Source organism: Micromonospora sp. CMU55-4, assembly GCF_011602315.1.
Lineage (GTDB): Bacteria > Actinomycetota > Actinomycetes > Mycobacteriales > Micromonosporaceae > Micromonospora > Micromonospora chalcea.
In genome coordinates, this window is the sequence record NZ_JAAOLH010000004.1 from 229360 (window position 1) to 255109 (window position 25750).

At 74.3% G+C, this 25750-nt stretch carries 9 protein-coding genes; 8 read left to right on the top strand and 1 reads right to left on the bottom strand.

Annotated features, from left to right (window positions below; genetic code table 11):
* Nucleotides 1–612 precede the first annotated feature (612 nt).
* From HA073_RS09480 to HA073_RS09490, 3 genes are all read left to right on the top strand, one after another.
* On the top strand, nucleotides 613–1005 hold the full coding sequence (locus tag HA073_RS09480; RefSeq protein WP_043329945.1) for a VOC family protein: 393 nt from the start codon (nucleotides 613–615) through the stop codon (nucleotides 1003–1005).
* Nucleotides 1006–1053: 48 nt separating this feature from the next.
* The gene (locus HA073_RS09485) at nucleotides 1054–1704 is read left to right on the top strand and encodes a M23 family metallopeptidase (RefSeq protein ID WP_166456177.1); all 651 of its coding nucleotides are present in this window, start codon (nucleotides 1054–1056) and stop codon (nucleotides 1702–1704) included.
* A gap of 157 nt (nucleotides 1705–1861) precedes the next feature.
* Nucleotides 1862–2680: an endonuclease/exonuclease/phosphatase family protein gene (locus HA073_RS09490; RefSeq protein WP_309228003.1), complete on the top strand. Its 819-nt coding sequence runs from the start codon at nucleotides 1862–1864 to the stop codon at nucleotides 2678–2680.
* On the opposite strand, the gene HA073_RS09495 is transcribed toward HA073_RS09490, so the two are convergent.
* Nucleotides 2660–3487, bottom strand: coding sequence for an SAM-dependent methyltransferase (locus HA073_RS09495; RefSeq protein WP_043322995.1), 828 nt, complete (start codon nucleotides 3485–3487; stop codon nucleotides 2660–2662). The two genes, HA073_RS09490 and HA073_RS09495, sit on opposite strands and share 21 nt — an antisense overlap.
* 254 nt (nucleotides 3488–3741) lie before the next feature.
* Here HA073_RS09495 and HA073_RS09500 point away from each other — a divergent pair, with 254 nt between their 5' ends.
* The 5 genes from HA073_RS09500 to HA073_RS09520 all read left to right on the top strand — a co-directional run bounded on the left by HA073_RS09500 (nucleotide 3742) and on the right by HA073_RS09520 (nucleotide 25749).
* Entirely contained in the window at nucleotides 3742–6882 is a 3141-nt protein-coding gene (locus tag HA073_RS09500) for a BTAD domain-containing putative transcriptional regulator (RefSeq protein ID WP_166456178.1), read from the top strand.
* 116 nt (nucleotides 6883–6998) lie between these two features.
* Complete coding sequence (locus HA073_RS09505; protein WP_166456179.1) at nucleotides 6999–8690, top strand: bifunctional 3-(3-hydroxy-phenyl)propionate/3-hydroxycinnamic acid hydroxylase; 1692 nt, start codon at nucleotides 6999–7001, stop codon at nucleotides 8688–8690.
* Nucleotides 8691–8888: 198 nt separating this feature from the next.
* Nucleotides 8889–10913: a hypothetical protein gene (locus HA073_RS09510; protein ID WP_166456180.1), complete on the top strand. Its 2025-nt coding sequence runs from the start codon at nucleotides 8889–8891 to the stop codon at nucleotides 10911–10913.
* Nucleotides 10914–12235: 1322 nt separating this feature from the next.
* A complete protein-coding gene (locus HA073_RS09515) occupies nucleotides 12236–20926 on the top strand; it encodes a type I polyketide synthase (RefSeq protein ID WP_205796681.1) in 8691 nt (2896 codons plus the stop codon).
* The gene (locus HA073_RS09520) at nucleotides 20923–25749 is read left to right on the top strand and encodes a type I polyketide synthase (protein WP_166456182.1); all 4827 of its coding nucleotides are present in this window, start codon (nucleotides 20923–20925) and stop codon (nucleotides 25747–25749) included. Before HA073_RS09515 ends, HA073_RS09520 begins: the two co-directional genes overlap by 4 nt.
* Nucleotide 25750 lies beyond the last annotated feature (1 nt).

Here is a 25750-nt window from a genome sequence, read left to right on the forward strand (position 1 = left end):
GGGCCCGGGCTCTCGCCGCAGGGTGGCCGGACCTGCCCGGCGGCCTGGCGCAACGGCGCGCCGACACGCCGGTGGCGGGTTCGCCCGGGTGAACGACGGCCGCCGGCCGCGGTTCGGCCATTCCGAATGCGAGCGGGTGATCCGGGCACCGCGGCCTGCACTTCGATCCGGGGCCGGCGATATCAGCCGGCATCAGGCCATCAGGCTTGCGAAGGCTCTCGGAAGCCAGGACCAGAACCAGAAGACGCGCTTCTACAGCAGCCCGATGAAAACGGTATTTCGACGGCAACACATAGACCGGTACCTCCCCCGTTCCGCTGTCGACATTCATCAGCGGCGAATCGCTAAGCGATCTCTCTGGGGCAGGATGCTACGCCGGATCCGCAGCGCGAGTCCACCCCGCTTCGGGCGTCGGTTCCTCCCGGGCGCGGGGTCCACGCCGGCTTCCGGTGCGGTGCGCAGGGCGGTGATCGAGGGCTTGAACAGGGGTCATCCGGCCGGTTCGACAAGATCAACGAATAGTCGTCGATGAATAACCCGCATCTTCGTTCCGGCTGCCCGGCTTTGACCGGTCGCGCATCGGGCAGGCGAATCGGCGGGAGAATGTGGATAATGATCGTCGTGGCGCATCGCAGCAGACTCTCGACGATCCTGATCGACGTGCCGGGCGGTGAGGCGCCCGCAGCCGCCGCCTTCTGGTCGACGGCACTCGGCGTTCCGGCACGTACAGTCCCCGACGAGCCGCAGTTCACCTCTCTGCACGGCGCGTTGCCCGGCCTGGTGCTCGCGATCCAGTCCGTGGACGAGCCGGCTCGATATCACGTCGACATCGAGACCGACGACGTCGAGGCCGAAGCACGCCGGCTGATCGCCCTCGGTGCTGTCGAGGTCGGCCGCTGGCTGGAGTGCATCACCTTACGGGCTCCGGGCGGTCATCTCGTGTGTGTCATCCCGTGCCACAGCGATCCGAAGACCTTCGAGTCCCTCTCCCAGGCGTGGGAGTAGGCGCGCGGCCACGCAGGCGTCCGCATGGCCCGTGTCATGCTCGAAGCGATGAGCACCCAGCGTCCGCGCGACCCACGTCCCCTCCGTCGGCCGCGCCGCCCCCTGGCCCGCGTCGCGTTGGTCGCCGGCGTCCTCGCCGCGTTGGGCGCCGTCGCTGTGGTCGTGGTGCCGCTGCTGCGGCCGCCGGGCCCGCGACCGGCCTTCCAGCTCCCGGTGGCCTGCGGTGAGACCTGGCGCCTGTCGACCTATCCCGGGCACGACGACTACGACATCGACCTGTTCCCGGCCCGGGGCGAGGCGTGGGGACGGCCGGTGCTGGCCTCCGCCGCCGGCACCGTCACCGTGGCCGGGGTCAACGGTTCCCTGGGCGGTCGCACCCCGCAGGACCCGAACGGGCCGAAGGGGCGCGGCGGCGGCTACTGGGTGAAGATCGACCATGGCGGGAAGTGGGAGACGCAGTACCTGCACCTGCTCGAACCGCCGCTGGTCGAGACCGGTCAGCGGGTGGCCCGCGGCGATCAGCTCGGGCGGGTCGGCAGCACCGGGAACTCCGGCGCCCCGCACCTGCACTACGAGCAGCGCCGGGGCTGGAAGAAGGTGGAGGCCCACTTCGACGGCGTGCCGTCCGGCATCACGTCCGACGACCGCGAGTACACCGTCCGGCTGACCAGCGCGAACTGCGACCAGGGTCGCCGGTAGCCACGGTTCGGCGTACCACCGGGGTCGCGCCGGACGGCGGCGAGAGCGGTCCCGGCGATAGGATCACCGGCACCCGCCGCCCGTACCCGCTGGAGCCCCGCTGTCCCGGCCGCCCGCCACCCGTCCCGCCCGGCGTGCCCGCCGGGCGCTGGCGCTGGTGTGCCTGCTCGTCGTGGCCGGGCTGCCCGCCGGGTCGGCGCCGCTCGGCGAGCCCGGGTCCGGGACGCTGCGGGTGCTCCAGATGAACCTCTGCAACAGCGGCCGGGCCGGCTGCTACACCGGCCGGGCCGTCCGCCAGGCCGCCGACGTGATCGCCGCCGAGCGACCCGACCTGGTCACGCTCAACGAGATCTGCCGCGACGACGTGGAGACGCTGGAGCGCGCGCTGCGGGCCGCCCGTCCCGGCGGCACGGTGGTGTCCGCGTTCCACGCCGCCGGTGACCGCCCCAACGCCGCGCCCACCTACTGCAACAACGGCCAGCCGTACGGGATCGGGTTGCTGACCCGTCTCGACGCGCGCGGTGCGCGGCCCACAGTGCACCGCGGCACCTACCCGGCGCAGGATTTCGCCGACCCGGAGGAGCGGGTCTGGCTCTGCCTGCGGGCCGCCGGGCTGCTGCACGCCTGCACCACGCACCTGGCGAACACCAGCGGTCAGGTCGCGCTGGCCCAGTGCGCCCAACTGGTCGGCGCGGTGGTGCCGGCGATCCGCCGCGACGGCGGGTACGCGCCCACAGTGCTCGCCGGTGACCTCAACCTGCGCGTCGGCGGCACGCCGGACGTGCGGTCGTGCGTGCCGGCGGGTTACCGGCGGATCGACGACGGCGCCCGGCAGCAGATGGTGACGACGGGCGACGTCACCATCTGCTGCCACCGGCCGGTGGACATGCGCGGGACGACCGACCATCCGGCGCTGCTGGCGACGGTGTCGATCGACGGCGAGCCCGCGACGGACCTACGGTTTGCGGGCGAGTAGCCCGACGAACGTGTGGTAGGTGTCGGTCTGCTGCGGCGCGGGCGCGCCCGGATCCGGACGCCACTCGGCCAGCGGCACCAGCCCCGGCTCCAGCACCGTCAGCCCGTCGGCGAAGGCGAGGATCTCCTCGTCGGTACGCCAGCGGCCGGTGCCCAGCGACTCGTTGAAGACCCGCTCGACCTCGCGCGCCTTGCGGGAGCCCTCCGGGTCGCGCTCGCCGGGGTCGCGGAAGTGCGAGATCGCCACGTAGCTGCCGGACGGCATCGCGTCGATCAGCTCCGCCGCCACTGCGCCCGGGTCCTCGTCGTCGCCGAGGTGGTGCAGGATCGCGAAGAGCAGCAACCCGATCGGCCGGTCGAAGTCGAGGAACCGGCGGACGTCCGGGTCGTTGAGGATCTCCTGCGGCGCCCGGACGTCGGCCTGGATCACCGTTGCGGTGCCCTCCGCGGCGAGCAGCGCCCGCCCGTGGGTCAGCACGATCGGGTCGTTGTCCACGTAGACCACCCGGGCGGCCGGGTTGTGCTCGGTGGCGACCTCGTGCACGTTGCCCTGCGTGGGCAGCCCCGAGCCGAGGTCGAGGAACTGGTCGATGCCCGCCTCGGTGACCAGGAACCGGATGACCCGGCGCAGGAACGCCCGGTTGGCCTGGCCGGCGGCGGGCCCGTCCGGCGTGATCCGCAGCGCGTGCTCGGCGACCTTCCGGTCGACCTCGAAGTTGTCCTTGCCGCCCAGGAAGTAGTCGTAGACCCGGGCGACGCTGGGAACGTTGAGGTCGATGCCGGGGGGTGCCGCCTTGTCGCGGGTCACAGGCGTCTCCATTCGATTCTGATCAGCGCCGCCCGCCGGTGGGGTTACGGGCGTTTTCGGGGAGTGTAGCGACCGGACGGCCCGAATTGTGGCCCCGGCTGGTACCGCTCCCACGGCGTCGGCCCGTCACCAGCACGTTCACCGTGCGACACGCGGAACGCGCCGGACCGGAACCGGTTCGCCGATGTCCGATGTGGCGTTCACACTGCCATACTCGGCATCGGACATGTGAACATCGTCGTAAGGGTGATGGCGTGCGGTTCCGGGTGCTGGGTCCGCCCGGCATCGACCGGGACGGGCGAGGCGTGCCGCTCGGCGGGCCGAAGCAGCGGGCCCTGCTGGCCCTGTTCCTGCTGCGGCCGAACCGGTTCGTCGCCGCCGACTGGCTGGTCGAGGCGCTGTGGGACGGGCGACCGCCGGCCAGCGCCCACACGACGCTGCGCACCTACGTCGCCGGACTGCGCCGGGCGGTGGAGCCCGAGCGGTCCCACCGCGAGCCGGCGCGCGTCCTGCGCAGCCGCCCCCGGGGGTACGAGCTGCGGGTCGAGGACGATGCCGTCGACGCGATCCGATTCGGACGCCTGGTGGACCGGGCGGCGGACACGCTCGCGGCCGGGCAGCCGGCGGTCGCCGAGCGGACGTACGCCGAGGCGCTGGCACTGTGGCGGGGCGAGCCGCTCGCCGGCGTCGGCGAGCTGAACGCGGTGCGTCCGGAGGTGGCGCGGCTGACCGAGCTGCGGCTCACCGCCGAGGAGGGCCGCCTGACGGCTGCCGTCGCGGCCGGCCGGCACGCGCCGCTGCTGGCGGAACTGCGCCGCTTCGTGTCGGCGAATCCGCTGCGCGAGGGGGCCCGCGCGCAGTTGATGCTGGCGCTGTCCCGGTCCGGCCGGCAGACCGAGGCGCTCGCGGACTTCGACGAGGGCCGCCGGGTCCTCGCCGCCGAGTACGGCCTCGACCCCGGTGAGCAGATGCGGGCGGCGCACCGGCTGATCCTGGAGCAGGCCGTACCGGCGCAGCCCGGACCCTCGGCGGTGGCCGGCCGGCAGGTCGTGCGGGCGGCCGGGCCCGCGCCGGTGCCGGCCGAACCCGAACCGGGCCCGGCCGCGGAGTCGCCGCGGCGGCACGCGGACCCGCTCGTGGGGCGCGGCGCCGAGCTTGCGCTGCTGCGGGAGACGCTCGACGCGGCCACCCGGCGCGGCGGGCGGGTGCTGGCAGTGGTGGGGGAGGCGGGCATCGGCAAGACCAGCCTCGCCGCGGCGCTCGGCGACCGGGCCGCCACCGGCGGCGTGCCGGTCGTCTGGGGTCGCTGTCCCGACGTCGGGCAGGCGCCACCGTTCTGGCTGTGGAACCAGGTGGTACGCGCGCTCGCGGCGATGCCGGACGCCGGCGCCACCGGCTCGGCGAGCCGCCTGGGCGGGTTCGCCGCCGGATCGCTGCCCGGCCCCGCGGAAGGCGGCGGCCTCGACCCCACGGCGCGGTTCCAGGTGTACGAGGCGGCGTCCGGCCTGGTGCACGCGGCGGCCCGGCGGCACGGCCTGCTGGTCGTGCTGGACGACCTGCACGCCGCCGACCCGGACTCGCTGCTGTTGCTGCGCTATCTCTCCGCCGGGCTGTCCACGTCCCGGGCGCTGGTGGTCGCCACGCTCCGCCCGTACGACAACGACCCGGCCCTGGTGGCGACGGTCGCCGAGCTGGCGCGCGGCCGCGACTTCGGTCAGCTCCGGCTCGCCGGGCTGGACGCCTCCTCGGTCGCCACCCTAGTCCGGCGCCGGACCGGGGTGGCGCCGCCGGAGCCGGTGGTGGCCCGCCTCGTCACCCGCACCGGCGGGAACCCGTTCTTCCTCACCGAGCTGCTGCGGTCCCGCACCGACGCGGCGGCCGACGCGGAACTGCCGCCGAGCATCCGGGACACGGTACGGCTGCGGCTCGTCGGGCTGCCCGAGCCCGCCCGACGCTGCCTCGACCTGCTCAGCGTGGCCGGACACGACCTGGACCTGCAGGTGATGGTGGCGGCGCTGGACACCACCGCACCGGCGGTCGCCGAAGCGCTCGCCCCGGCGTACACGGCCGCGTTGGTCACCGAGGCGGGGCCGGGCACCGTCACGTTCCGCCATCCGCTGATCGCCGAGGTCACCTACGCCGAGCTGGTCCCGCCGCGCCGGGCCGCGTTGCACGCCCGGCTGGCGCGCGCGTACGAGCGGGCCGCCGGTGTCGCGCCGGCCGAGCTGGCCCGCCACTACGGTCAGGCGATCGGCCTCGGACACGGCGAGGACCACCTGCGGTGGTCGCTGCGCGCCGCCGACGACGCGACGCGGCGGGTCGCCTACGAGGACGCGCTCGGTCACCTCGAACGCGCCGCGCACCGGCTGGCCCCGGCCGCGCAGACCTCGCCCGACGCGGCGTCCACCGAACTGACCGTCCAGCTGCGCCGCGCGGCGCTGTTGCAGATGACCGTCGGCGTCGGCAGCGACGCCGTCGACCAGGTCTGCGCCCGCGCCCGGGAGCTGCTGACGCTCGTCGGGCCGGACACCGACCTCCGGCACGCGCTCTGGGCGCTGGGTGAGCTGGCCGCCAACCGGGCCGAGTTCGCGATCTGCGCCGACCTCGCCGGGCGCCTGGTGCGGTCCGCGGACGACGGCAGCGGGCTGATCGCCGTGGCCGGTGAGTACCTGCTCGGCGCGGTCGGCTACTTCACCGGCCGTCAGGCCGAGGCCGAGCGGCGGCTCAGCGCCGGCATCGAACGGCTGCGTACCGTCGACCGGGCGCTGCTGCGCCGGGAGGTCGGCCGGCGGCCGGTGCTGGCCTGCCACAACTTCCGGGCACTCGTGCGGTCGATGCGCGGCGACCCGGCCGGCGCCCGGGCGGACATCGCCGACGCCGAGGCCCTCGCCGAGGAACTGGACGACCCGTACGGCCGGGCCAACGCGGCGCTCTACGCGGCCTGGCTGGCGATGCAGGAACACGACGTCGACGCGGCCGACGCCGCGGGACGGCGGTGCCGGGACATCGGGAGGTCCACCGGCCTGCCGCACATGACGGCGACCGGCGCGTACTTCCTGGAGTGGGCCGCCGCCCGCGCCGGCGACCACGGCCGGCTCGACGCGATGCGCGCTGCCGCCGACGGGTTCTACCGTCCCGGGTTGCGGTCCACCCGCACCATCACGTGCGCCGCGATGGCCGAGGCGTACCTGACCGCCGGTCGCGCGGAGACCGCCGCGACGCTGGCCGAGGAAGGGCTGGCCGTGGCGGACCGGCTCGGTGAGCGCGTCGTCGTCGCGGAGCTGCACCGGATCCGTGGGGTCGCGCGCCGCGACCGCGCGGAGTGGGACCTCGGCGCCCGGATCGCCGCCGACCAGGGCGCCGCACTGCTGCGGCAGCGGTTCGCGACGTTCTGACCGGTGTGGCGGCCCGCCTCCACGCCTTCTCCACACCCTTTCCACGCCGGGCTGGTGCCCTGGTCGGCGTCGGACGGCCGGAGCCGTCCGGGACCACGTTCCGAAAGGGCATCACGATGGGATCAGTTCAGCCGCCGGATCGCCAGGCCGTCCAGGAGGTCGACGTCGCCGTCATCGGCTGCGGGCCGGTGGGCGCGCTCACCGCGAACCTGCTCGGCGCCCGCGGCGTCCGCACGCTCGTCGTGGAGCGCAGTGCGACGGCGCACGGCCAGCCGCGGGCCTTCTCCTGCGACGACGAGGCGATGCGCATCTACCAGCAGGCCGGCATGCTCGACGAGATCCGCGACGCCACTGTCGCGCCGCCGCTCGTGGAATACGTCAACGGCGCCGGCCGGGTCTTCGCCCGGATGGCGCTGTCCGAGACGGACTTCGGGTACGGGCACGCGCCGCTGCGCTTCTTCGACCAGCCGCGGCTGGAACACACGCTGCGTACCGGGCTGGACCGGTTCCCGCACGTGCAACTCGCGCTCGGCACCGAGCTGGCCGGCCTCACCCAGGACGAGGACGGGGTCACCGTGCTGCTGTCCGACGTGGCCACCGGGCAGCGGCGGACGGTCCGCGCCCGGTACGTGCTCGGCTGCGACGGCGCGCGCAGCGCCACCCGCGCCGCCGTCCGGATCCCGCTGTCCGGGGCGAGCTACGCCGAGCCGTGGCTGGCCGTCTCCGGCGACGTGCCGCCCGACGCGGTACGGGTCGGGGACACCCGGTTCGTCTGCGACTGGCGGCGTCCGGCGTTCGTGTCCCCGGGCGCGGCCGGCAGCTACCGGATGGAGTTCATGCTGCGCCCGGGGGAGACCGAGGACGAGATGCAGCGGCCCGGGACCGTCGCCGCGCTCGTCTCGCCGTACGTCGACCCGGACCGGTTCACAGTCACCCGCGCGGTGGTCTACACCTTCCACCACCTCATCGCGCGACGGTGGCGGGAGGGACGGGTGTTCCTGCTCGGCGACGCCGCCCACCAGATGCCGCCGTTCATGGGCCAGGGACTGTGCAGCGGCCTGCGCGACGCGGCGAACCTGTCGTGGAAGCTGTCGCTGGTGCTGTCCGGCGTCGCCGACGCCGCAGTGCTCGACACGTACGAGATCGAGCGGCGCCCGCACACGGTGGAGATGGCGCGCACGAGCGTCCGGCTGGGGCATGTCTTCCTGGCCCGCAACCGGGTCACCGCCGGAATGCGCGACGCCGCGCTGCGGGCGGTGCAGACGATCCCCCGGGTACGGCGGTTCGTGGAGCGCTTCGAGTTCAAGCCGGTGCCGGCGTACCGGCGGGGCCTGATGGCCGGCGGGCGGCGCGCCGGCGTGGTCGGGACGATGTTCCCCCAGCCGCGGGTCCTCGTCCCGGGCGCGCCCGGGGAGCGCCTGCTCGACGAGGTGCTCGGCGACGGTTTCGCCGTGCTCGGCCGCGCCGGCGTGGACAACCCGCTCGGAGCGTGGCGGCCGGCGCGGTTCGTCGCGGTCCACCCGAGCGGTACGTCGCTCGCCGACCTGCCGGATCCGCTTGCCGGCCCTCCGGCACCCGGCGGGCCGGACCGGGTCGACGTGGTGGACGCCGAGGGGGTGCTCGGCGGGTGGCTGCGACGGCACGGCGCCGACCTGGTGGTGCTGCGGCCGGACCGGTTCGTGTTCGCCATGGTGGCTTCCGGTGGGATCGAGCAGGCCGGGCGGGACCTGTCCGCCGCGCTCGGCGCGCCGGACGGAGGCCGGAGCCGGGCGGACACCCCGGGACTCGCGGCGGCAGCCGATTCGTGACCGGACGCCCGGCAGTCGTGCCTCCCGGGCCTCTCGTCGTCCACAGCGGACGGCACGGAGGTCACCCACCACCACCCGCCCTGGTCGTACCAGACCTCGTGGACGGGGCACGCCCTTGCCGGGATGCGTGCACGCGCGTAGGAAGAGCACCACCATCCACCACCGTCGTACCACCCTCCGATGCCGAAGGAGACGCGCGTGCCCACCCCCAGACGGCTCCGTCTCGCCGTGTCCGTGCTGGTGACCGTATCGGCCGTGTTGCTCGGCTCCGGCGCCGCCGCGGCGCCGCCCGCGCCGGCCGCGAACCGGTCCTGCGACCCGATCGACCCGGCGGCCTGCCTGCTGCCGTTCCCCAACGACTACTTCACCGTGCCGGACCGCAGCACGCCGACCGGCAAGCGGGTGCGGTTCGCGGCCTCCGCGATGCCGGCGAACGTGCTCGGCGTACCGATCGACCCGGCGGAGTGGAACCGGCAGGACGGGTTCAGCCCCGGCTCGCCGATCCTGGCGCGCGTACCCGGTCTCGACGCCACGCGGACCCGGATCGCGCCGGTCACCGACGTCGCGCGCTCGCTGGCGCCGGACGCGCCGATCGTGCTGCTCGACGCCCGCACCGGGCGGCGTACGCCATACTGGGCCGAACTGGACGCGCACGCCGCCGGCAACCCGGACCGGCAGGTGCTGATCATCCGGCCGGCGGTCGCGCTGACCGAGGGCGCCCGGTACGTCGTCGGCCTGCGCGGCATGCGCGACGGCGACGGCGCGCTGATCCCGGCCCCGAAGGCGTTCCGCAGTTACGTGACCGGCGCGGGCCTGGACCGGCGTGACCCGCGCGCGCCTCAGATGAAACGGATCCTCGCCGACCTGAGCCGGGCCGGCGTCAAGCGGCACAGCCTCTACCTGGCCTGGGACTTTACCGTCGCGAGCCGGCACGGTCTGACCGGGCGGATGCTGGCGGTCCGGGACGGCGCGTTCGCCGCGCTCGGCCGCCGCGCTCCCTCGTTCACCGTCACCCAGGTCACCGACTACACGCCCGAGCAGGACCCGCTGATCGCCCGGCAGGTGACCGGCACCGTCGCCGTGCCGTCCTATCTGACCGGTGACGGGGGACCGGGCTCCCGGCTGCACTACGGTCCGCCCGGCGGCGACGGCACGCCGCCGACGCCGAACGCGCTGCCCACACCGTCCGGCACGACGGTGGCGGCCGACTTCGTCTGCAACATCCCGCGCAGCGCGTCCGCCACGAAGCCAGCCCACCTGTCGCTCTACGGCCACGGGCTGCTCGGCCGGCCCACCGAGATCAACGCCGGCAACGTCAAGACGATGTCGCAGACGTACGACTTCACCTTCTGCGCGACCAGCTGGATCGGCATGGCGGCGGCCGACGTCCCGTACGTGGCGGGCGCCTTCACCGACCTCAGCGCCTTCCCGGCGGTGGCCGACCGGCTCCAGCAGAGCTTCCTGAACTTCCTCTTCCTCGGCCGGACGATGATCCATCGCAACGGGTTCGCCGCCCACCCGGCGTTCCGCGACGCCGCCGGACGGCCGCTGATCGACGTGGCCGGCGGGCTGCACTACGACGGCAACAGCCAGGGCGGCATCAACGGCGGCGCGCTGACCGCCATCGCTCAGGACTGGACCCGCTCGGTGCTCGGCGTGCCCGCGATGAACTACTCCACGCTGCTGCAGCGCAGCGTCGATTTCGCTCCGTTCCAGACCGTCCTGGACGGCTACTACCCGGACAAGATCGATCAGCAGCTCGTCTTCGGGTTGTTGCAGATGCTGTGGGACCGGTCCGAGGCCAACGGGTACGCCCAGCACATGACCGACCGGCCGCTGCCGCGTACCCCGGCGCACCGGGTCCTGATGCACGTGGCCTTCGCCGACCAGCAGGTCTCCACCGCGGCGGCGGAGGTGCAGGCCCGCACCATCGGCGCCCGCCTGCACACTCCGGCGCTCGCCGACGGCTGGTCACCGGACGTGCGCCCGTTCTGGGGCATCGCGCCGATCCGCAGGTACCCGTACGCGGGCTCGGCCATGGTGGTCTGGAACAGCGGCGCGGCGTACGCGCCACCGCCGACGAACCTCGCCCCGGCCGGACCGGAGTACGGCGAGGACTCGCACGAGTTCCCCCGCGCGCAGCCCGGCGCGCAGCGGCAGAAGGCCGTCTTCCTGCTCACCGGCAAGGTGATCGACGTCTGCCCGGGCCGGCCCTGCCCGTGACGTCCGGACCGGGCGTGCGATGGCGCACGCCCGGTCCGCCGCCGGGGGAGTGGCGCCACCGGCAGCGGCGCGCGGCGTCTGATCGCTGACAGGTGAATCAGCGATTGGATATCCCGCGTCTTTACGGCCAGATCCCGAACAAGACCTCATTATCCGGCTCTTCTTCGCAGTAGGAACTGTCTCCGATAAGGCGCTGATTCCACATGAGACGGACATGTCCCTCCAGTCCGTGATTGCGGCACGGGTGGATGAGGCCGGCCGGCACGGGCTCCTGGGCGAGAAGTCAACCCCGTGGATCAGGGCAATTTTGAGGACTTCTTCCTCTTGTTTTTCCCCACTCCTTTCCTTTGGTCGACGCGCTTATCGCGCGCTCCGATCCGGATGCGGAAGCCATTTCCGCAGGTCGCGTGGAGTGTCGTGAGCATACTGATCTTGGCTGCCCGGATTGGCGGCCCTGATTGGCGTGATCGACGGGCAACGCAGAGCGACGCCTGGTGTTATGCTGCGCTCCGGGGGAGGTAGTCTGGATGATGTCATCGGCTATCAGATGGGCCTTGGCCAGGAGTTTCAGGCCCGTACACGACGGCGTTTATTCCACTCGTCAATATGTGCGGCGAGGACGGCATAGGCGGGGCGGATGACGCCCGCCGACGCGCTTCTTGGCTGAAGCGCTCCATCTGTCACGGGCATGGCGCAGCGGGGCACGTGGGCCGCCGTACGCGCGTTCGCCCGCGTTTTCCCTGCGGTAAGGCGCGCCGCTGTGTATGCCGTGATGGCCTACGGCCTGCGCTTTTGCGCGCTCCCTGCCGGGCGGGGCGCTGCTCCGGGTCGACTGTCGGGTAAGTGGCGCGCAATTATCCGACAGTGGCAGAGCTGCGTTCACCTGCAGTTATGAAAATCGTTCCCGCCTGTCGGAGAGTTGGCGCTCGGTGCGTTGCTTGCGCCTCCTGGGAAAACCGAGTTACACAAACTTTATCAACGATCAGGGTTGACACTCGCCGATGAACGCCGGGATGCTGGTGCCGCCGCCGTCCTGGTAGTCGGCGGGACGAGCGCGGATCCTTTCGCGAAGTCCAGAACGTGCTTTCCGGACTATTAACGTGGTGCGAACGCAGCATTAATCATGCATTCGTGCCGGACCTGCTGTGCCTTTACCGGACGTCAGAAGGAATCGGATCGTGGGCATTTCCCTGCCAGGACGAGGCGATGCGGCCGACCCAGTGCGACAGTCGGCCGGGTCCGCCGGTCGCGCTGGTCAACCGCCGAAACCCGGCACCCTGGTCGACCGGTTCCGTGCGGTCCTTCTCGACCGTCCGGACGGCGTGACCTATCGGTTCCTGGCCGACGGCGAGAACGACGAGGTCGCCATTTCCAACGCCGACATGGATCGGCGGGCCCGGGCCATCGCCGCCACGTTGCGAGAGCGCGTGAACGAGGGCGAGCGGGCGCTCATCGTCTGCCCGCCGGGCCTGGACTACCTCGCCGCGTTCCTGGGCTGCCTCTACGCCCGGGTGATCGCCGTACCGGTGTATCCGCCGAACCCGGTGCTGCTCAAGCGGACCCTGCCCCGGCTGATCGGCGTGATCCAGGACGCCCGTCCCGCTGTCGTGCTCGCGCCGGCGGAGATCACCGCGATGGCCGGCCAGATCACCGCGCTGGCGCCCGCGCTGGGCTCGCTCGTCTGGCAGGCCGTCGACCGGATCGACCCGGCCGTGGCCGACGGGTGGCGCGAGCCCGGCCTCGGCGGCGAAGACGTGGCGTTCCTCCAGTACACGTCCGGCTCCACCGGGCGGCCGAAGGGCGTGGTGCTCAGCCACGCCAACCTGCTGGCCAACCTCGAGGTGACGAACCAGCGTTTCATCACCGACGTCGAGACCACCCGGCTGGTGAGCTGGCTGCCGCCGTACCACGACATGGGGCTGATCGGCGCCATGCTGCAGCCGCTCTACGCCGGGTTCCCGGCGACCTTCATGTCACCGACGTCGTTCCTCAAGCGCCCGCTCCGCTGGCTGCAGGCCATCTCCACCTACCGGGCCACGCTCAGCGGCAGCCCCAACTTCGGTTACGAGCTGTGCCTGTCGAAGACCACCGCGGACGAACGCGCGGCGCTGGACCTGAGCAGCTGGCGGCTGGCGTTCAGCGGGGCCGAGCCGGTCCGGGCCGAGACCATCGACCGGTTCGTGGCGGCCTTCGGGCCCAGCGGGTTCCGCCGCGAGGCCTTCTACCCCTGCTACGGCCTGGCCGAGGCGGCGCTGTTCGTCGCCGGCGGGCTGGCCGGCACCGAACCGGCAGTACGCCGGGTGCGTGCCGCCGACCTCGCCGACAACCGGGCGGTCGAGGCCGGCCCGGACGAGGAGAGCCGGACGCTCGTCAGCTGCGGAACGGCGGCCGCCGGGCACGAGCTGGTCATCGTCGACCCCGCTACCTGCGAGCGGCTCCCGGCCGGCCGGGTCGGCGAGATCTGGTTCGGTGGCGGCAGCGTCGCCCAGGGCTACTGGGGACGCCCGCAGGAGAGCGAGGAGACCTTCCGGGCCCGGCTCGCCGGCAGCGGCGACGGCCCGTTCCTGCGCACCGGCGACCTGGGCTTCCTGACCGACGACGGGGAGCTGTTCGTCACCGGCCGGCACAAGGACCTGATCATCATCGCCGGGCGGAACCACTACCCGAGCGACATCGAGGTGACGGTCGAGCAGAGCGATCCGACGCTGCGTCCGGGCTGCGGCGTGGCCTGTTCGGTGGAGGTCGACGGCGAGGAGCGGCTCGTCGTCATCCAGGAGGTCGGCGGCAGCCGCGCCCGGCTCGACGCCGAGCGCGTCGTCACGGCGATCCGCGGCGCGGTCGCCCAGGAGCACGGCCTCCAGGTGCACGACGTGGTCCTGATCAAGCAGGGCAGCATCCCGAAGACCTCCAGCGGAAAGCTGCAACGGCGGGCCGCCCGGCAGTCCTTCCTCACCGGCGACCTCACGGTGCTGGCGAGCTGGAGCGCGGCCGACCCGGAACACGTCACCGGCGGTGCGGGCAGCACGCCGGCACCGCCCGCCGCGGCGCCCGGTCGCGCCGAGGTCGAGCAGCGCCTCGTGGCGGAGCTGGCCGCCCGGCTGGGGATCAGCCCGCAGGCGGTGGACCCCACCCGGCCCGTCGCCACGTACGGGCTGCAGTCGGTGGAGATGGTCGGGCTCGTGGGCGAACTGGAGACGTGGCTGGGCCGTACCCTGTCCGCGACCCTGATCTGGGAGTACCCGACCATCGAGGCGCTGGCCGCCCACCTCGGCGACCCGGCCACCGGCTCCGAACCCGCCGCGCCGGTCGAGCCCACGGCGCCGGCCGATCCGGCCGCGACCACGGCGACCGGCGCCGAGGCGACCGCGGGCCACGCGGACGCGACCGACGAGGCCGTCGCCGTCATCGGCATCGGCTGCCGCCTCCCCGGCGGCGTCGACGGACCGGAGAGCTTCTGGCGCCTGCTGACCGAAGGACGCGACGCGGTCCGCGAGGTGCCCGCCGACCGGTGGGACGCCGACGAGCTGCACACCGACGACGCGTCGACGCCCGGAAGGACGACCACCCGCTGGGGCGGCTTCCTGGACCGGATCGACCAGTTCGACCCGCACTTCTTCGGCATCGCCGCCCACGAGGCCGCCCGGATGGACCCGCAGCAGCGGCTTCTCGCCGAGGTGACCTGGGAAGCGCTGGAGGACGCCGGACTGGCCGCCGACGACCTGGCCGGCTCCCCGACCGGCGTCTTCATCGGCATCGCCACCAGCGACTACGCCCAGCTCACCCTCGCCGACCTCGACCGGGTCGACGCGTACACCGGCACCGGCAACGCGTTCAGCATCGCGGCGAACCGCCTGTCGTACCTGTTCGACCTGCGCGGCCCGAGCATCGCCGTCGACACCGCCTGCTCCTCCTCGCTGGTCGCGGTGCACCAGGCCGTCACCAGCCTGAGCCGGGGAGACTGCACGCTGGCCGTCGCCGGCGGGGTCAACGTGGTCCTGTCACCCGCGCTGGCGATCAACTTCAGCAAGGCCGGCGCGATGGCGGGCGACGGTCGCTGCAAGACCTTCGACGCCCGGGCCGACGGCTACGTCCGCGCCGAGGGCGCCGGCGTGGTGATCCTCAAGCCGCTGTCCCGGGCGCTCGCCGACCAGGACCCGATCTACGGGGTGATCCTCGGCGGGGCGGTCAACCAGGACGGCCGGACCAACGGGCTGATGGCGCCGAACCCGCACGCCCAGGAAGCGGTGCTGCGCAGCGCGTACGAGCGGGCCGGCGTGGCGCCGGAACAGGTCGGCTACGTCGAGGCGCACGGCACCGGCACGCTGCTCGGCGACCCGATCGAGGCCAAGGCGCTCGCCGCCGTGGTCTGCGCCGACCGCGATCCGGCGCTGCCCCTGCTCATCGGATCGGTCAAGTCCAACCTCGGCCACCTGGAGGCCGCCGCCGGGATCGCCGGCCTGATCAAGGCCGCGCTGGTCCTGCGGCACCGGCAGATCCCGCCGAGCCTGCACTACCGGCAGCCCAACCCGCACATCCCGTTCGCGCAGCTCGCGCTCCAGGTGGCCGACACCGGTCAGCCGTGGCCGGACGGATACGCGCGGGCCGTCGCCGGAGTCAGCTCGTTCGGCTTCGGCGGCACCAACGCGCACCTGGTCCTCGCCGAGCCGCCCCGGTCCGACCGGCACGCCTCCTCCGAAACGGCCGCCGCGCCCGGCGACCTCCGCCTCAACGGCAGCGCGCCCGCCGGAGGCGCCCCGGCGGACCCGGCCCGGCTGCTGACCATCTCGGCCCGTACCCCCGAGGCGCTCGGTGAACTCGCCCGGCGGTACGCGGCGAAGCTGGCCCCGCCCGGCGAAGGCGCGGACCTCGCCGCCGTCTGCGCCGCCGCCGCCGTGCGCCGCACCCACCACGAGCACCGGCTGGCCTGCGTCGGTGACTCGCCCGAGCAGGTACGGGACGCGCTCGTCGCGTACGCGGCCGGCACGGAACGGCCCGGGCTGTCGTGGGGCGCCCGGCGCGTCTCCCGGCGCCCGAAGCCCGTCTTCGTGTTCTCCGGCCAGGGGCCCCGGTGGTGGCCGATCACCGAGGACCTGCTCGCCGAGCCGGCGTTCCGCGACACGTTCGCGCAGTGCGACCGGGCGCTGCGGCAGTACGTCGACTTCTCCCTGCTCGACCTGGTCACCGGCCGGGACGACGCGAGTCTGCTGGACGACCCGGCGGTCGCCCAGCCCGCGCTGACCGCCGTGCAGATCGCCCTGGCCGCGCGCTGGCGCTCCTGGGGCGTCGAGCCGGCCGCCGTGGTCGGGCACAGCGTCGGCGAGGTGGCCGCCGCCCAGGTCGCGGGCGCGCTCGGCATCGCCGACGCGATGCGGGTCGCCCGCCAGCGGGGCCGGGTCATCCGCGCCGCCATCGGCAACGGCCGGATGGCGGTGCTCGGCCTCCCGCTCGACCGGACCGAGCAGTTGCTCGCCGAGCGGCGGCCGGGCGCCGTCTCGGTCGCCGCCGCCAACGGACCGGAGTCCACTGTGCTCTCCGGCGACGGCGCGGCCCTGGCCGCCCTCGCCGAGACGCTGACGGCCGAGGGGACGTTCTGCCGGATGCTCGAATCGGTCGACTACGCCTCGCACAGCCCACAGATGGAACCGCTGCGCGCCGAGCTCGGCGCGCTGCTCGACGGGCTCACCCCGGGGCCCGCCGCCGTGCCGATGCTCTCCACGGTCACCGCCGGGCCGATCGACGGCGCCGCGCTCGACGCCGCGTACTGGGCCGACAACCTGCGCCGGCCGGTGCTGTTCGACACCGCCGTCACCCGGCTGGTCGACGCCGGGCACGACGTGTTCGTGGAGATCTCCCCGCATCCCATGCTCGGCGGCCCGGTCACCGAACGCATCGCCCGCCAGCAGCGTGACGGCGTCGTCGTCGCCTCGCTGCGCCGCGACGAGCCGAGCCACGCCACGGTCCTCGGTGAGCTGGGCCGCCTCTGGACCGCCGGCTGCCCGGTCGACTGGCGCCGGATGTACGGGCCGGTCGTGCCGATGGCCGCGCTGCCGGCGTACCCGTGGCAGCGGAAACGGCACTGGATCACCGACGAGTACCCCCGGACGCGGCGCACCGCCCACCGCGGGCACCCGGTGCTGGAGACGTACGTCCGGTCCGCCGCCGAACCGGGCGGACACCACTTCGGCGTGCGGCTCGACCTGGCCGGGTTCGGCTACCTGCGGGACCACGTCGTCGAGGACAGCCCGGTGCTGCCGGCCAGCCTGCTGCTCGACGCGGCGCTGGCGGCGACCCGGCGGCTCCTCGACGATCCGGCCGCGGTGGTCGAGCGGATCGAACTGACCCGGGTCACCCTCGTCGAGGAGCTGGCCGAGGCGGACACCGTCCAACTCGTCCTGCTCCCGGAGACCGCCACCGGCGGCACGCTGCGGATCTACAGCCGCGGACCGGACGACGCCTGGAACGAGGTGGCGCACGGCCGGTACGGCGCCGCGCAGCAGTTCCCGGCCGGCGCCGTCGAGCCGCTGACCACGGTCCGCTCGCGCTGCGGCGAGCAGCGGGACAGCGCCGAGCACTACGCCCGGCTGGCCCGGTCCGGCCTGCGCTACGGCCCCGCCTTCCAGGGCGTCGCCGCGCTCTGGCAGGGCGAGCGCGAGGCGGTCGCCGAACTGCGCGACCCGGCCGAGCTGACCGGCGACCGGGAGCCGTACCTGGTGCACCCCGCCCTGCTGGACAGCTGCCTGCAGGTGCTGGCGGCGGCCATGACCGGCGCCGACGACGGGACGTACCTGCCGGTGGGGGTGGAGCGTTTCGCCCTCGCCGCCGGCCCGGGCGTACCCCGATGGGCGCACGCCACCGTGGGCGGGGCCGCCACCGACGGCCCGGAGATCGACGGCGCCCGGGTGGTGCTCTACGACGCGGCCGGCGACCCGGTGGGCGAGATCGCCGGCGTGCGGCTGCGCCGGCTGGCCGGCTCCGGCCCGGCCGACCCGGTCGGCGAGGCGCTGCTCGACCTGGCCTGGCAGGAGGCCACCGACGGGGCACAGACGCCGGAGACCGGCGGCTGGTGGCTGCTGCTCACCGGCGCCGACCCGGTCGGCGGCGACCTGCGGGCCGCGCTGTCCGGCCGGGGCGTGGACACGGTGACCGTCGCACCCGGTGACGCCTACCGGCAGGTTGCCCTGGACCGGTACGAGGTCGACCCGGCCCGGCCGGCGGACTTCGTGACGCTCCTGACCGACCTGCGTGCCGCCCGGCCGGAGCCGTGCGCCGGAGTGCTGCACGCGTGGAGCCTCGACGTGCGCCTCACCGAGCAGAGCCCGGCCGACCTGCCGGACACCCCACTGGACCGGCTCGAACTGCTCGGTCCGGTCGCCGTCACGCATCTGGTGCGGGCGCTCACCGAGGTCGGCGGCCGGTCACCCCGGCTGGTGCTGGCCACCCGGGGCGCGCAGGTGGTCGCCGCCGACGCGGGCGCGCCGGACCCGGCCCAGGGCGGCCTCTGGGGACTGGCCCGGGTGGTCGCGCTGGAACACGCCGAGCTGCGCCCCACGATCGTCGACCTCGACCCGGCCGACGGGCGGCACGGCGTTCCCGGCCTGGTCGACGAACTGCTGCACCGGCCCGGTGGCGAGCAGGTCGCGCTGCGCGGCGGCCGGCGCTACGTGCCCCGGCTGGTCCCGTGGCGCGCGCCCACGGCCACGCCGGCGCGTCCGCACCCGTTCGACCGGTCCGCCGCCGACGGCAACTACCGGCTGCTGTCGGTGCAGGGACACCTGGGCAGCCTGACGCCGGTGCTCTCCGCACGCGTGCCGCCCGGCCCCGGCCAGGTGCAGATCGAGGTGGCCGCCGCCGGACTCAACTTCAACGACGTGCTCAAGGCGATGGAGATCTGCCCCGGCGTACCCCCGGGCATCGTGCCGCTGGGCGGCGAGTGCGCCGGCCGGGTCACCGCGCTCGGCGCCGGAGTCACCGGCCTGAGCGTCGGCGACGCGGTGATGGCGGTGGCCCCGTCCAGCATGGCCGCGTATGCCACCACCCGGGCCGAGTTGGTCGCCCCCGTCCCCGGCGGGCTCACCGTCGAGCAGGCCGCCGCGCTGCCGATCGCGTTCCTCACCGTGGTGTACGGCCTGGAGTACCTGGCCCACCTCGGCGAGGGCGACACCCTCCTGATCCACTCGGCCACCGGCGGCGTCGGCCTGGCCGCGCTGCAGGTGGCCCGCCGCAACGGCGCCGAGGTGCTGGCCACCGCCGGCAGTGAGGAGAAGCGGGAACTGCTGCGCCGCCTCGGCGTCAAGCACGTGATGGACTCCCGGTCGCTGCGTTTCGCCGACGAGGTGCTGGCCCTCACCGACGGCCGGGGCGTGGACGTCGTGCTCAACTCGCTCACCGGCGAGGCGCTCACCCGCAGCCTCGGCCTGCTCGCGCCGAACGGGCGGTTCGTCGAGATCGGCAAGCAGGACATCTACGCCAACAGCCACCTCGGCCTGCGGGCGTTGCGGCACAACCGCTCGTTCCTCGCCGTCGACCTGGAACGCGCCTTCGCCGAGCGGCCGAAGCTGATCGCCCGCCTCTTCGCCGAGGTGCTGCGCGGCTTCGACAGCGGCGAGTTCACCGCCCTCCCGGTGACCACCTACGACTACGCCGACGCGGCGGCGGCGTTCGGTCTCATGGCGCAGGCCCGGCACACCGGCAAGATCGTGCTGCGGCCCGGTGGGCACGAGGTGGCCGCCGTACCGCCGGGGGAGGTCCCGGTCCGGCCGGCCGCCACGTACCTGATCACCGGTGGCCTCGGCGCTCTCGGCCTGGAGACCGCCCGCTGGCTGGCCGGTCGCGGCGCGCGGCACCTGGCGCTGCTCGGCCGCAGCCGGCCCTCGGCGTACGCCGGGCAGGTCCTCGACGAGCTGCGCGGGCAGGGCGTCGACGTCCAGGTCCGGCAGGCCGACATCGCCCGCCACGAGGACGTCACGGCGGTGCTGGCGGACCTCGACCGGACGATGCCGCCGCTGGCCGGCGTCGTGCACGCCGCCGGTGTGCTGGACGACGGGCTGATGCTGCAGCTCGACCGGGCCCGGTTCCGGGCCGTGGCCGCGCCCAAGGTGGACGGCGCCTGGCATCTGCACCGGGCCACCCTGGACCGGCACCTCGACTTCTTCGTCCTCTACTCCTCGGCCGCCGCGCTGCTCGGCTCACCGGGCCAGGCCAACTACGCCGCCGCGAACGCGTTCCTGGACACGCTCGCGCAGCGGCGCCGGGCGCAGGGACGGGCCGCGCTGAGCGTCAACTGGGGCCCCTGGTCCGGGTCCGGCCTGGCGGCCCGCCCGGACCGTGGCGGCCAGCTCGCCGGTCAGGGCATCGTCGGCATCGACCCACGCGACGGCATCGAGGCGCTGGACCGGCTGGTGCGGACCCCGGCGGCGCAGGTGGCCGTCCTGCCGCTGGACCTCGACCGGCTCCGCACGGCCGCGGCCGGCGGGCTCGTGCCCGCGCTGCTGGCCGACCTGGTCGCGGTGGACACCCCGCGCACGGCCGAGGGCCGGGCGCGCTCCGGCGAGGTACGCCGGCGGTTGCTCACCGTCGAGCCGGGCCGCCGCCGGCGCGCCCTGCTCACCGGGCACGTCGCCGGTGAGGTGGCCCGGGTGCTCAAGGTGGACGCCGACCGGGTCGACGTCACCTCGCCGCTGGCGAACATGGGCTTCGACTCGCTGATGTCGCTGGAGCTGCGCAAGCGGCTGGAGACGTCGCTCGACGTCGAACTGTCCGCCACGCTCGCGTGGCGCTTCCCGACCATCGACGCGCTCGTACCGCACCTCGCCGAGCGGATGGACGTGGCGCTGGAGGCCGGGCCGGACGCCGACGTCTCCCCGGCGGGGACGGGCCCGGCGACCGCGCCCGGCGCGACACCGGCCGCCGGGACCGACGACCCGGCCATCGACCTGGAGCAGCTCTCCGACGACGACGTCGAGGCGCTCCTGCTGGCCAAGCTCAACCAGATCGAGGAAGGGCGTCAGGGATGACCACGACCGGGCAGCAGGCGCAGGCGCCGAACTCCACGCTCAAGCGCGCCTACCTGCAGATGGAGCGGATGCAGCGGCAGCTCGCCGAGTACGAGCGCGGCCGGACCGAGCCCGTCGCGGTCGTCGGCATGGGGCTGCGCTTCCCCGGCGGCGCGGTCGACGCGGAGAGCTTCTGGCGGATCCTGCGCGACGGCGTCGACGCGGTCGCGGAGATCCCGGCCGACCGCTGGCCGGTCGACGAGTTCTACGACGAGCAACCGCAGCAGCCCGGCAAGATGCGGACCCGCTGGGGCGGCTTCCTGGACCGCGTCGACCACTTCGACTACGAGTTCTTCGGCATCTCCCGGCGCGAGGCGCTGGCCATGGACCCGCAGCAGCGGCTCGCCCTGGAGGTGTCCTGGGAGGCGCTGGAGAACGCCGGGAAGGCGCCGACCGCGCTGGCCGGCAGCCGTACCGGGGTGTTCCTCGGCGTGTGCAGCAACGACTTCGCCACCGAGAACTTCCCCGGGCTGGAGGACATCACCGCCTACGCCAGCACCGGCACCGCGCACAGCGTGGTGACCGGGCGGATCTCGTACGTCTTCGACTTGCGCGGCCCGAGCGTGGCGGTGGACACCGCCTGCTCCTCCTCGCTGGTGTCGGTGCACATGGCGGTGCAGAGCCTGCGGTCCGGCGAGTGCGACCTGGCCCTCGGCGGCGGGGTGAACGTCGTCCTGTCGCCGCTGCCCAGCGTGGCCTTCTCCCAGTTCCCCGGCATGGTCGCCCCGGACGGCCGGTGCAAGACCTTCGACGCCCGCGCCAACGGCTACGTCCGCAGCGAGGGCTGCGGCATCGTCGTGCTCAAGCGTCTGACCGACGCGGTACGGGACGGCGACCAGGTGCTCGCGGTGATCCGCGGCGGCGCGGTCAACCAGGACGGTCGCAGCTCCGGGGTGACCGCCCCGAACGGGGTGGCGCAGCGCGACGTGCTGCGCCGGGCGCTCGCGGCGAGCGGCGTCGCCGCCGAGCAGGTCTCCTACATCGAGGCGCACGGCACCGGCACCACGCTCGGCGACCCGATCGAGGTCGAGGCGCTGGCCGAGGTGTACGGCCGGGAGGAGGGCGCACCGGTCTACCTGGGGTCGTCGAAGACGAACGTCGGCCATGCCGAGGCCGCCTCCGGCATCGTCGGGCTGATCAAGGTGGTGCTCGCCCTGCACAAGGGCGCGATCCCGCCGAACGTGCACTTCACCGAGCTGAATCCGCACATCTCCTTCGCCGGCACCACGTTCGCGGTGCCGACCGAGTTGAGCGATTGGCCGGCGGTCGCCGAGCGGCCGGTGGCCGGGGTGAGCAGCTTCGGGTTCAGCGGCACCAACGCCCACCTGATCGTGCAGGCCGCGCCCGAGCCGCCGGCCGTACCGTCGGAACCGGCGGTGGAGCGGCCCCGTTCGGTGCTGCCGCTGTCGGCCCGGACGCCGGACGGGCTGCTGGAGCTGGCCCGGCGCTACCAGCAGCGACTGTCCGCCGACCCGGGCGCGGCGCTGGCCGACGTCTGCTTCTCGGCCGGCACCGGACGGGCCCACTTCCCGCACCGGCTGGCCGCCGTCGGCGCGTCCGCCCGGGAGGTCGCCGACCAGCTCGCCGACTTCGTCGACGGGCTGCCCGGCGACCTGCCGGTGGTGGGCGAGGCCGGCAGCGACGACGTGGTCTTCCTCTTCACCGGGCAGGGCCCGCAGCGCGTCGGCATGGCCCGCGCCCTCTATCAGACGCAGCCCACCTTCCGGCAGGCCGTCGACCGCTGCGACGAGATCCTGCGGCCGCTGCTGGACGTCCCGCTGCTGGACGTGATCTACCCGGCCGACCCGGACTCCGACCTGGTCTACCGCACGACCTACTCGCAGCCGGCGCTGTTCGCGGTGCAGTACGCCATGGCGCAGATGTGGCGCTCCTGGGGCGTCGAGCCGGTGGCGGTGCTCGGGCACAGCTTCGGCGAGTACGTGGCCGCCTGCGTGGCCGGCATGATGAGCCTGGAGGACGGGCTGCGGCTGGTCGTCGAACGCGGCCGGCTGATGTGGGAGCTGAACGACAACGGCGCGATGGTGGCCGTCTTCGCCCCCGAGACCGAGGTCGCCGAGGTGCTCGCCGGGTACGCCGACCGGGTGTCCGTCGCCGCGGTCAACGGCCCCGGCACCACCTCCATCTCCGGTGAGCGGGAGGCGCTGGCGCGGATCTGCGCCGAGTTCGACAGGCGCGGGGTGAAGACCAAGCAGCTGCACATCACCACCTCGTCGCACTCGCCGCTGATCGAGCCGATCCTGCCGGGACTGCGCGCGGCGGCCGACGCGGTGACGTTCACCCCGCCGCGCATCCCGCTCGTGGCGAACCTGACCGGTGAGCTGTGGCCGTGGGACACCGCCCCGGACGCCGACTACTGGTGCCGGCACGCCCGCCAGCCGGTGCGCTTCGCGGCCAGCATCGACACGCTGCGCGAGCTGGGCTACCGCACCTTCGTCGAGATGGGACCCGCGCCGACGCTGCTCGGCATGATCAGCGACAACCTGCCGGCGGGGGAGGCCCTGCTGGCGCCGAGCCTGCGGCCCAAGCACGACGACTGGGCGGTGCTGCTGCACACCGTCGCCCGGCTCTACACCGCCGGCGTGGACCTGGACTGGTCCGGTTTCGACCGGGACTACCGGCGGGCCCGGGTGCCGCTGCCCACCTACCCGTTCGAGAAGACGCACTGCTGGCAGGAGCCGCGCCGTACGCAGCGGCAGCAGCAGCGGCACACCGGATCGTCCACCGTGGACGACACCGACGAGGACGGCGCCGCCGCGTACGCCGACGACGACCTGCTCTACCGGCTCGACTGGCAACCTGTCGACGCGCCCGCGCCGGCTCCCGACCCGGAAGCAACCCCGGCCCGGACCTGGCTGGTGCTCACCGACGGGACCGGGGTCGGCGCCGGGTTCGCCGACGCCGTCGCCGCCCGGGGCGAGCGGGTGGTACGGGTGTCGCCAGGCCTGGCGTACCGCGTCGACGGCGCGCGGGCCGAGGTGCGCCTGGACGGCCCGGCGGACCTGAGCCGGCTGGTGGACGAGCTGGCACTCGACGGCGGCGAGCTTCAGGTGCTGCACCTGTGGAGCCTCGACGACACCGACCCGGACGGCACGGCGGACGCCGTCGCGCTGCTGCGGGCCACCGAGCGGGGCAGCCTCAGCGCGGTCCACACCGCGCAGGCCCTGGCCCGGGCGCGGGGCCCGGAGACGGTACGGCTCTGGCTGGTCACCCGCGGCGCGGTACGGCCGGCCGACGCCCCGGGCGGGCCGGTGTCGCTCGCGGTGGCCCAGTCGGCCCTGTGGGGCCTGGGCCGGTCGTTGCAGCAGGAGCACTCGGCGCTCTGGGGCGGCCTGATCGACCTCGACCCGGCCGCCGACCCGGCCACGCTGGCCGCGCGTCTGGTGGGGGAGCTGACCGCCCGCGACGCCGAGGACCAGGTCGCGTTGCACGGCGACCGGCGCTACGTGGCCCGGCTCGTCCGCCAGGCGGTGCCCGAGGCCGACGCCGCCGACGGGCCGTGGCGGCCCGACGCGAGCTACCTGATCACCGGCGGCCTCGGCGGCATCGGCCTGGAGGTGGCCCGGTCGATGGTGCGGGCCGGCGCGCGGCGGCTGGTGCTGCTCGGCCGCACCGTGCTGCCGCCCCGCGCCGAGTGGGCCGGCCTGCCCGCCGACCATCCGGCGGCGGCACGTGTCGCCGGGGTGCGCGAGCTGGAGGCGCTCGGGGCCGCCGTGCACGTCGCCTCCGTCGACGTCGCCGACGAGGAGGCGGTACGGGCGTTCCTGGCCGGCTACGACCGGGAGGGCCGGCCGCCGATCCGGGGCGTCGTGCACGCCGCCGGCACCGGTGAGGTGGCCCCGCTGACGGAGCTGACCCGGGCCGACCTGGAACGCCCGCTGCTGCCCAAGGCCGTCGGCGCCTGGGTGCTGCACCGCCTGTTCGCCGGCCGGGAGCTGGACTTCTTCATCCTGTTCTCTTCGACCAGCTCGCTGCTCAGCTCGCCGTTCGTGGCCGGGTACGCGGCGGCCAACGCCTTCCTCGACGCGCTGGCGGCGCAGCGCCGCGCCGCCGGACTGCCCGGTCTGAGCGTCAACTGGGGCATCTGGGAAGGGGTCGGCCTGGCCAACCGGGGCGCCGACGCCACCCCCGGGCTCAGCAAGGGCATGGGCACGCTGCGGCCCGGCCAGGCGCTGCGGGTCTTCCACCGGCTGCTGCGCCACGACGAGCCGCAGATCGCCGTGGTCCCGGTCGACTGGACCGAGTGGGGGCGCCGCTACCAGGAGGTCTCCGGTTCGGCCCTGCTCGCCCCGCTGCTGCGCGGCGACGGCCCCGCCCGGCCCGCCCGGCGTACGGCCCGGACCAGCCTGCTGCCCAGCCGCGCGCAACTGCTGGCCCTGCCGGCCGACCGGCGCGCCGAGACGCTCACCGGGCAACTGGTGCTCGCCGTCGCGGCCACCCTCGGCTCCGCGACGGCGTCGGTCGGGCTGGACCAGCCGCTGTTCGACCTGGGCCTGGACTCGCTCATGGCGGTGGAGCTGAAGAACGAGATCGAACGCCAGCTCGGCGTCTCGCTGTCCATCGCGGTGTTCCTGGAGGGCGCCACCCTGCGCACCCTCACCGAGCAGATCGTCAGCCGGCTGCCGGCCGGCGCGGACGACGGCGGCGCCGACACGGCGGCCATCGGGCGGGTCGAGCGGTTCGAGGACGTCGCCTCGGAGCTGCTCGCCGAGCTGGAGGGCCTCTCCGACGAGCAGGCGCGGGCCGTACTGGGCCAGGAGGCGTGAG

Coding starts and splice junctions, on each gene's coding strand:
- HA073_RS09480 (WP_043329945.1), top strand. CDS start 613: ATGATCGTCGTGGCGCATCGCAGCAGACTCTCGACGATCCTGATCGAC.
- HA073_RS09520 (WP_166456182.1), top strand. CDS start 20,923: ATGACCACGACCGGGCAGCAGGCGCAGGCGCCGAACTCCACGCTCAAG.
- HA073_RS09505 (WP_166456179.1), top strand. CDS start 6,999: ATGGGATCAGTTCAGCCGCCGGATCGCCAGGCCGTCCAGGAGGTCGAC.
- HA073_RS09485 (WP_166456177.1), top strand. CDS start 1,054: ATGAGCACCCAGCGTCCGCGCGACCCACGTCCCCTCCGTCGGCCGCGC.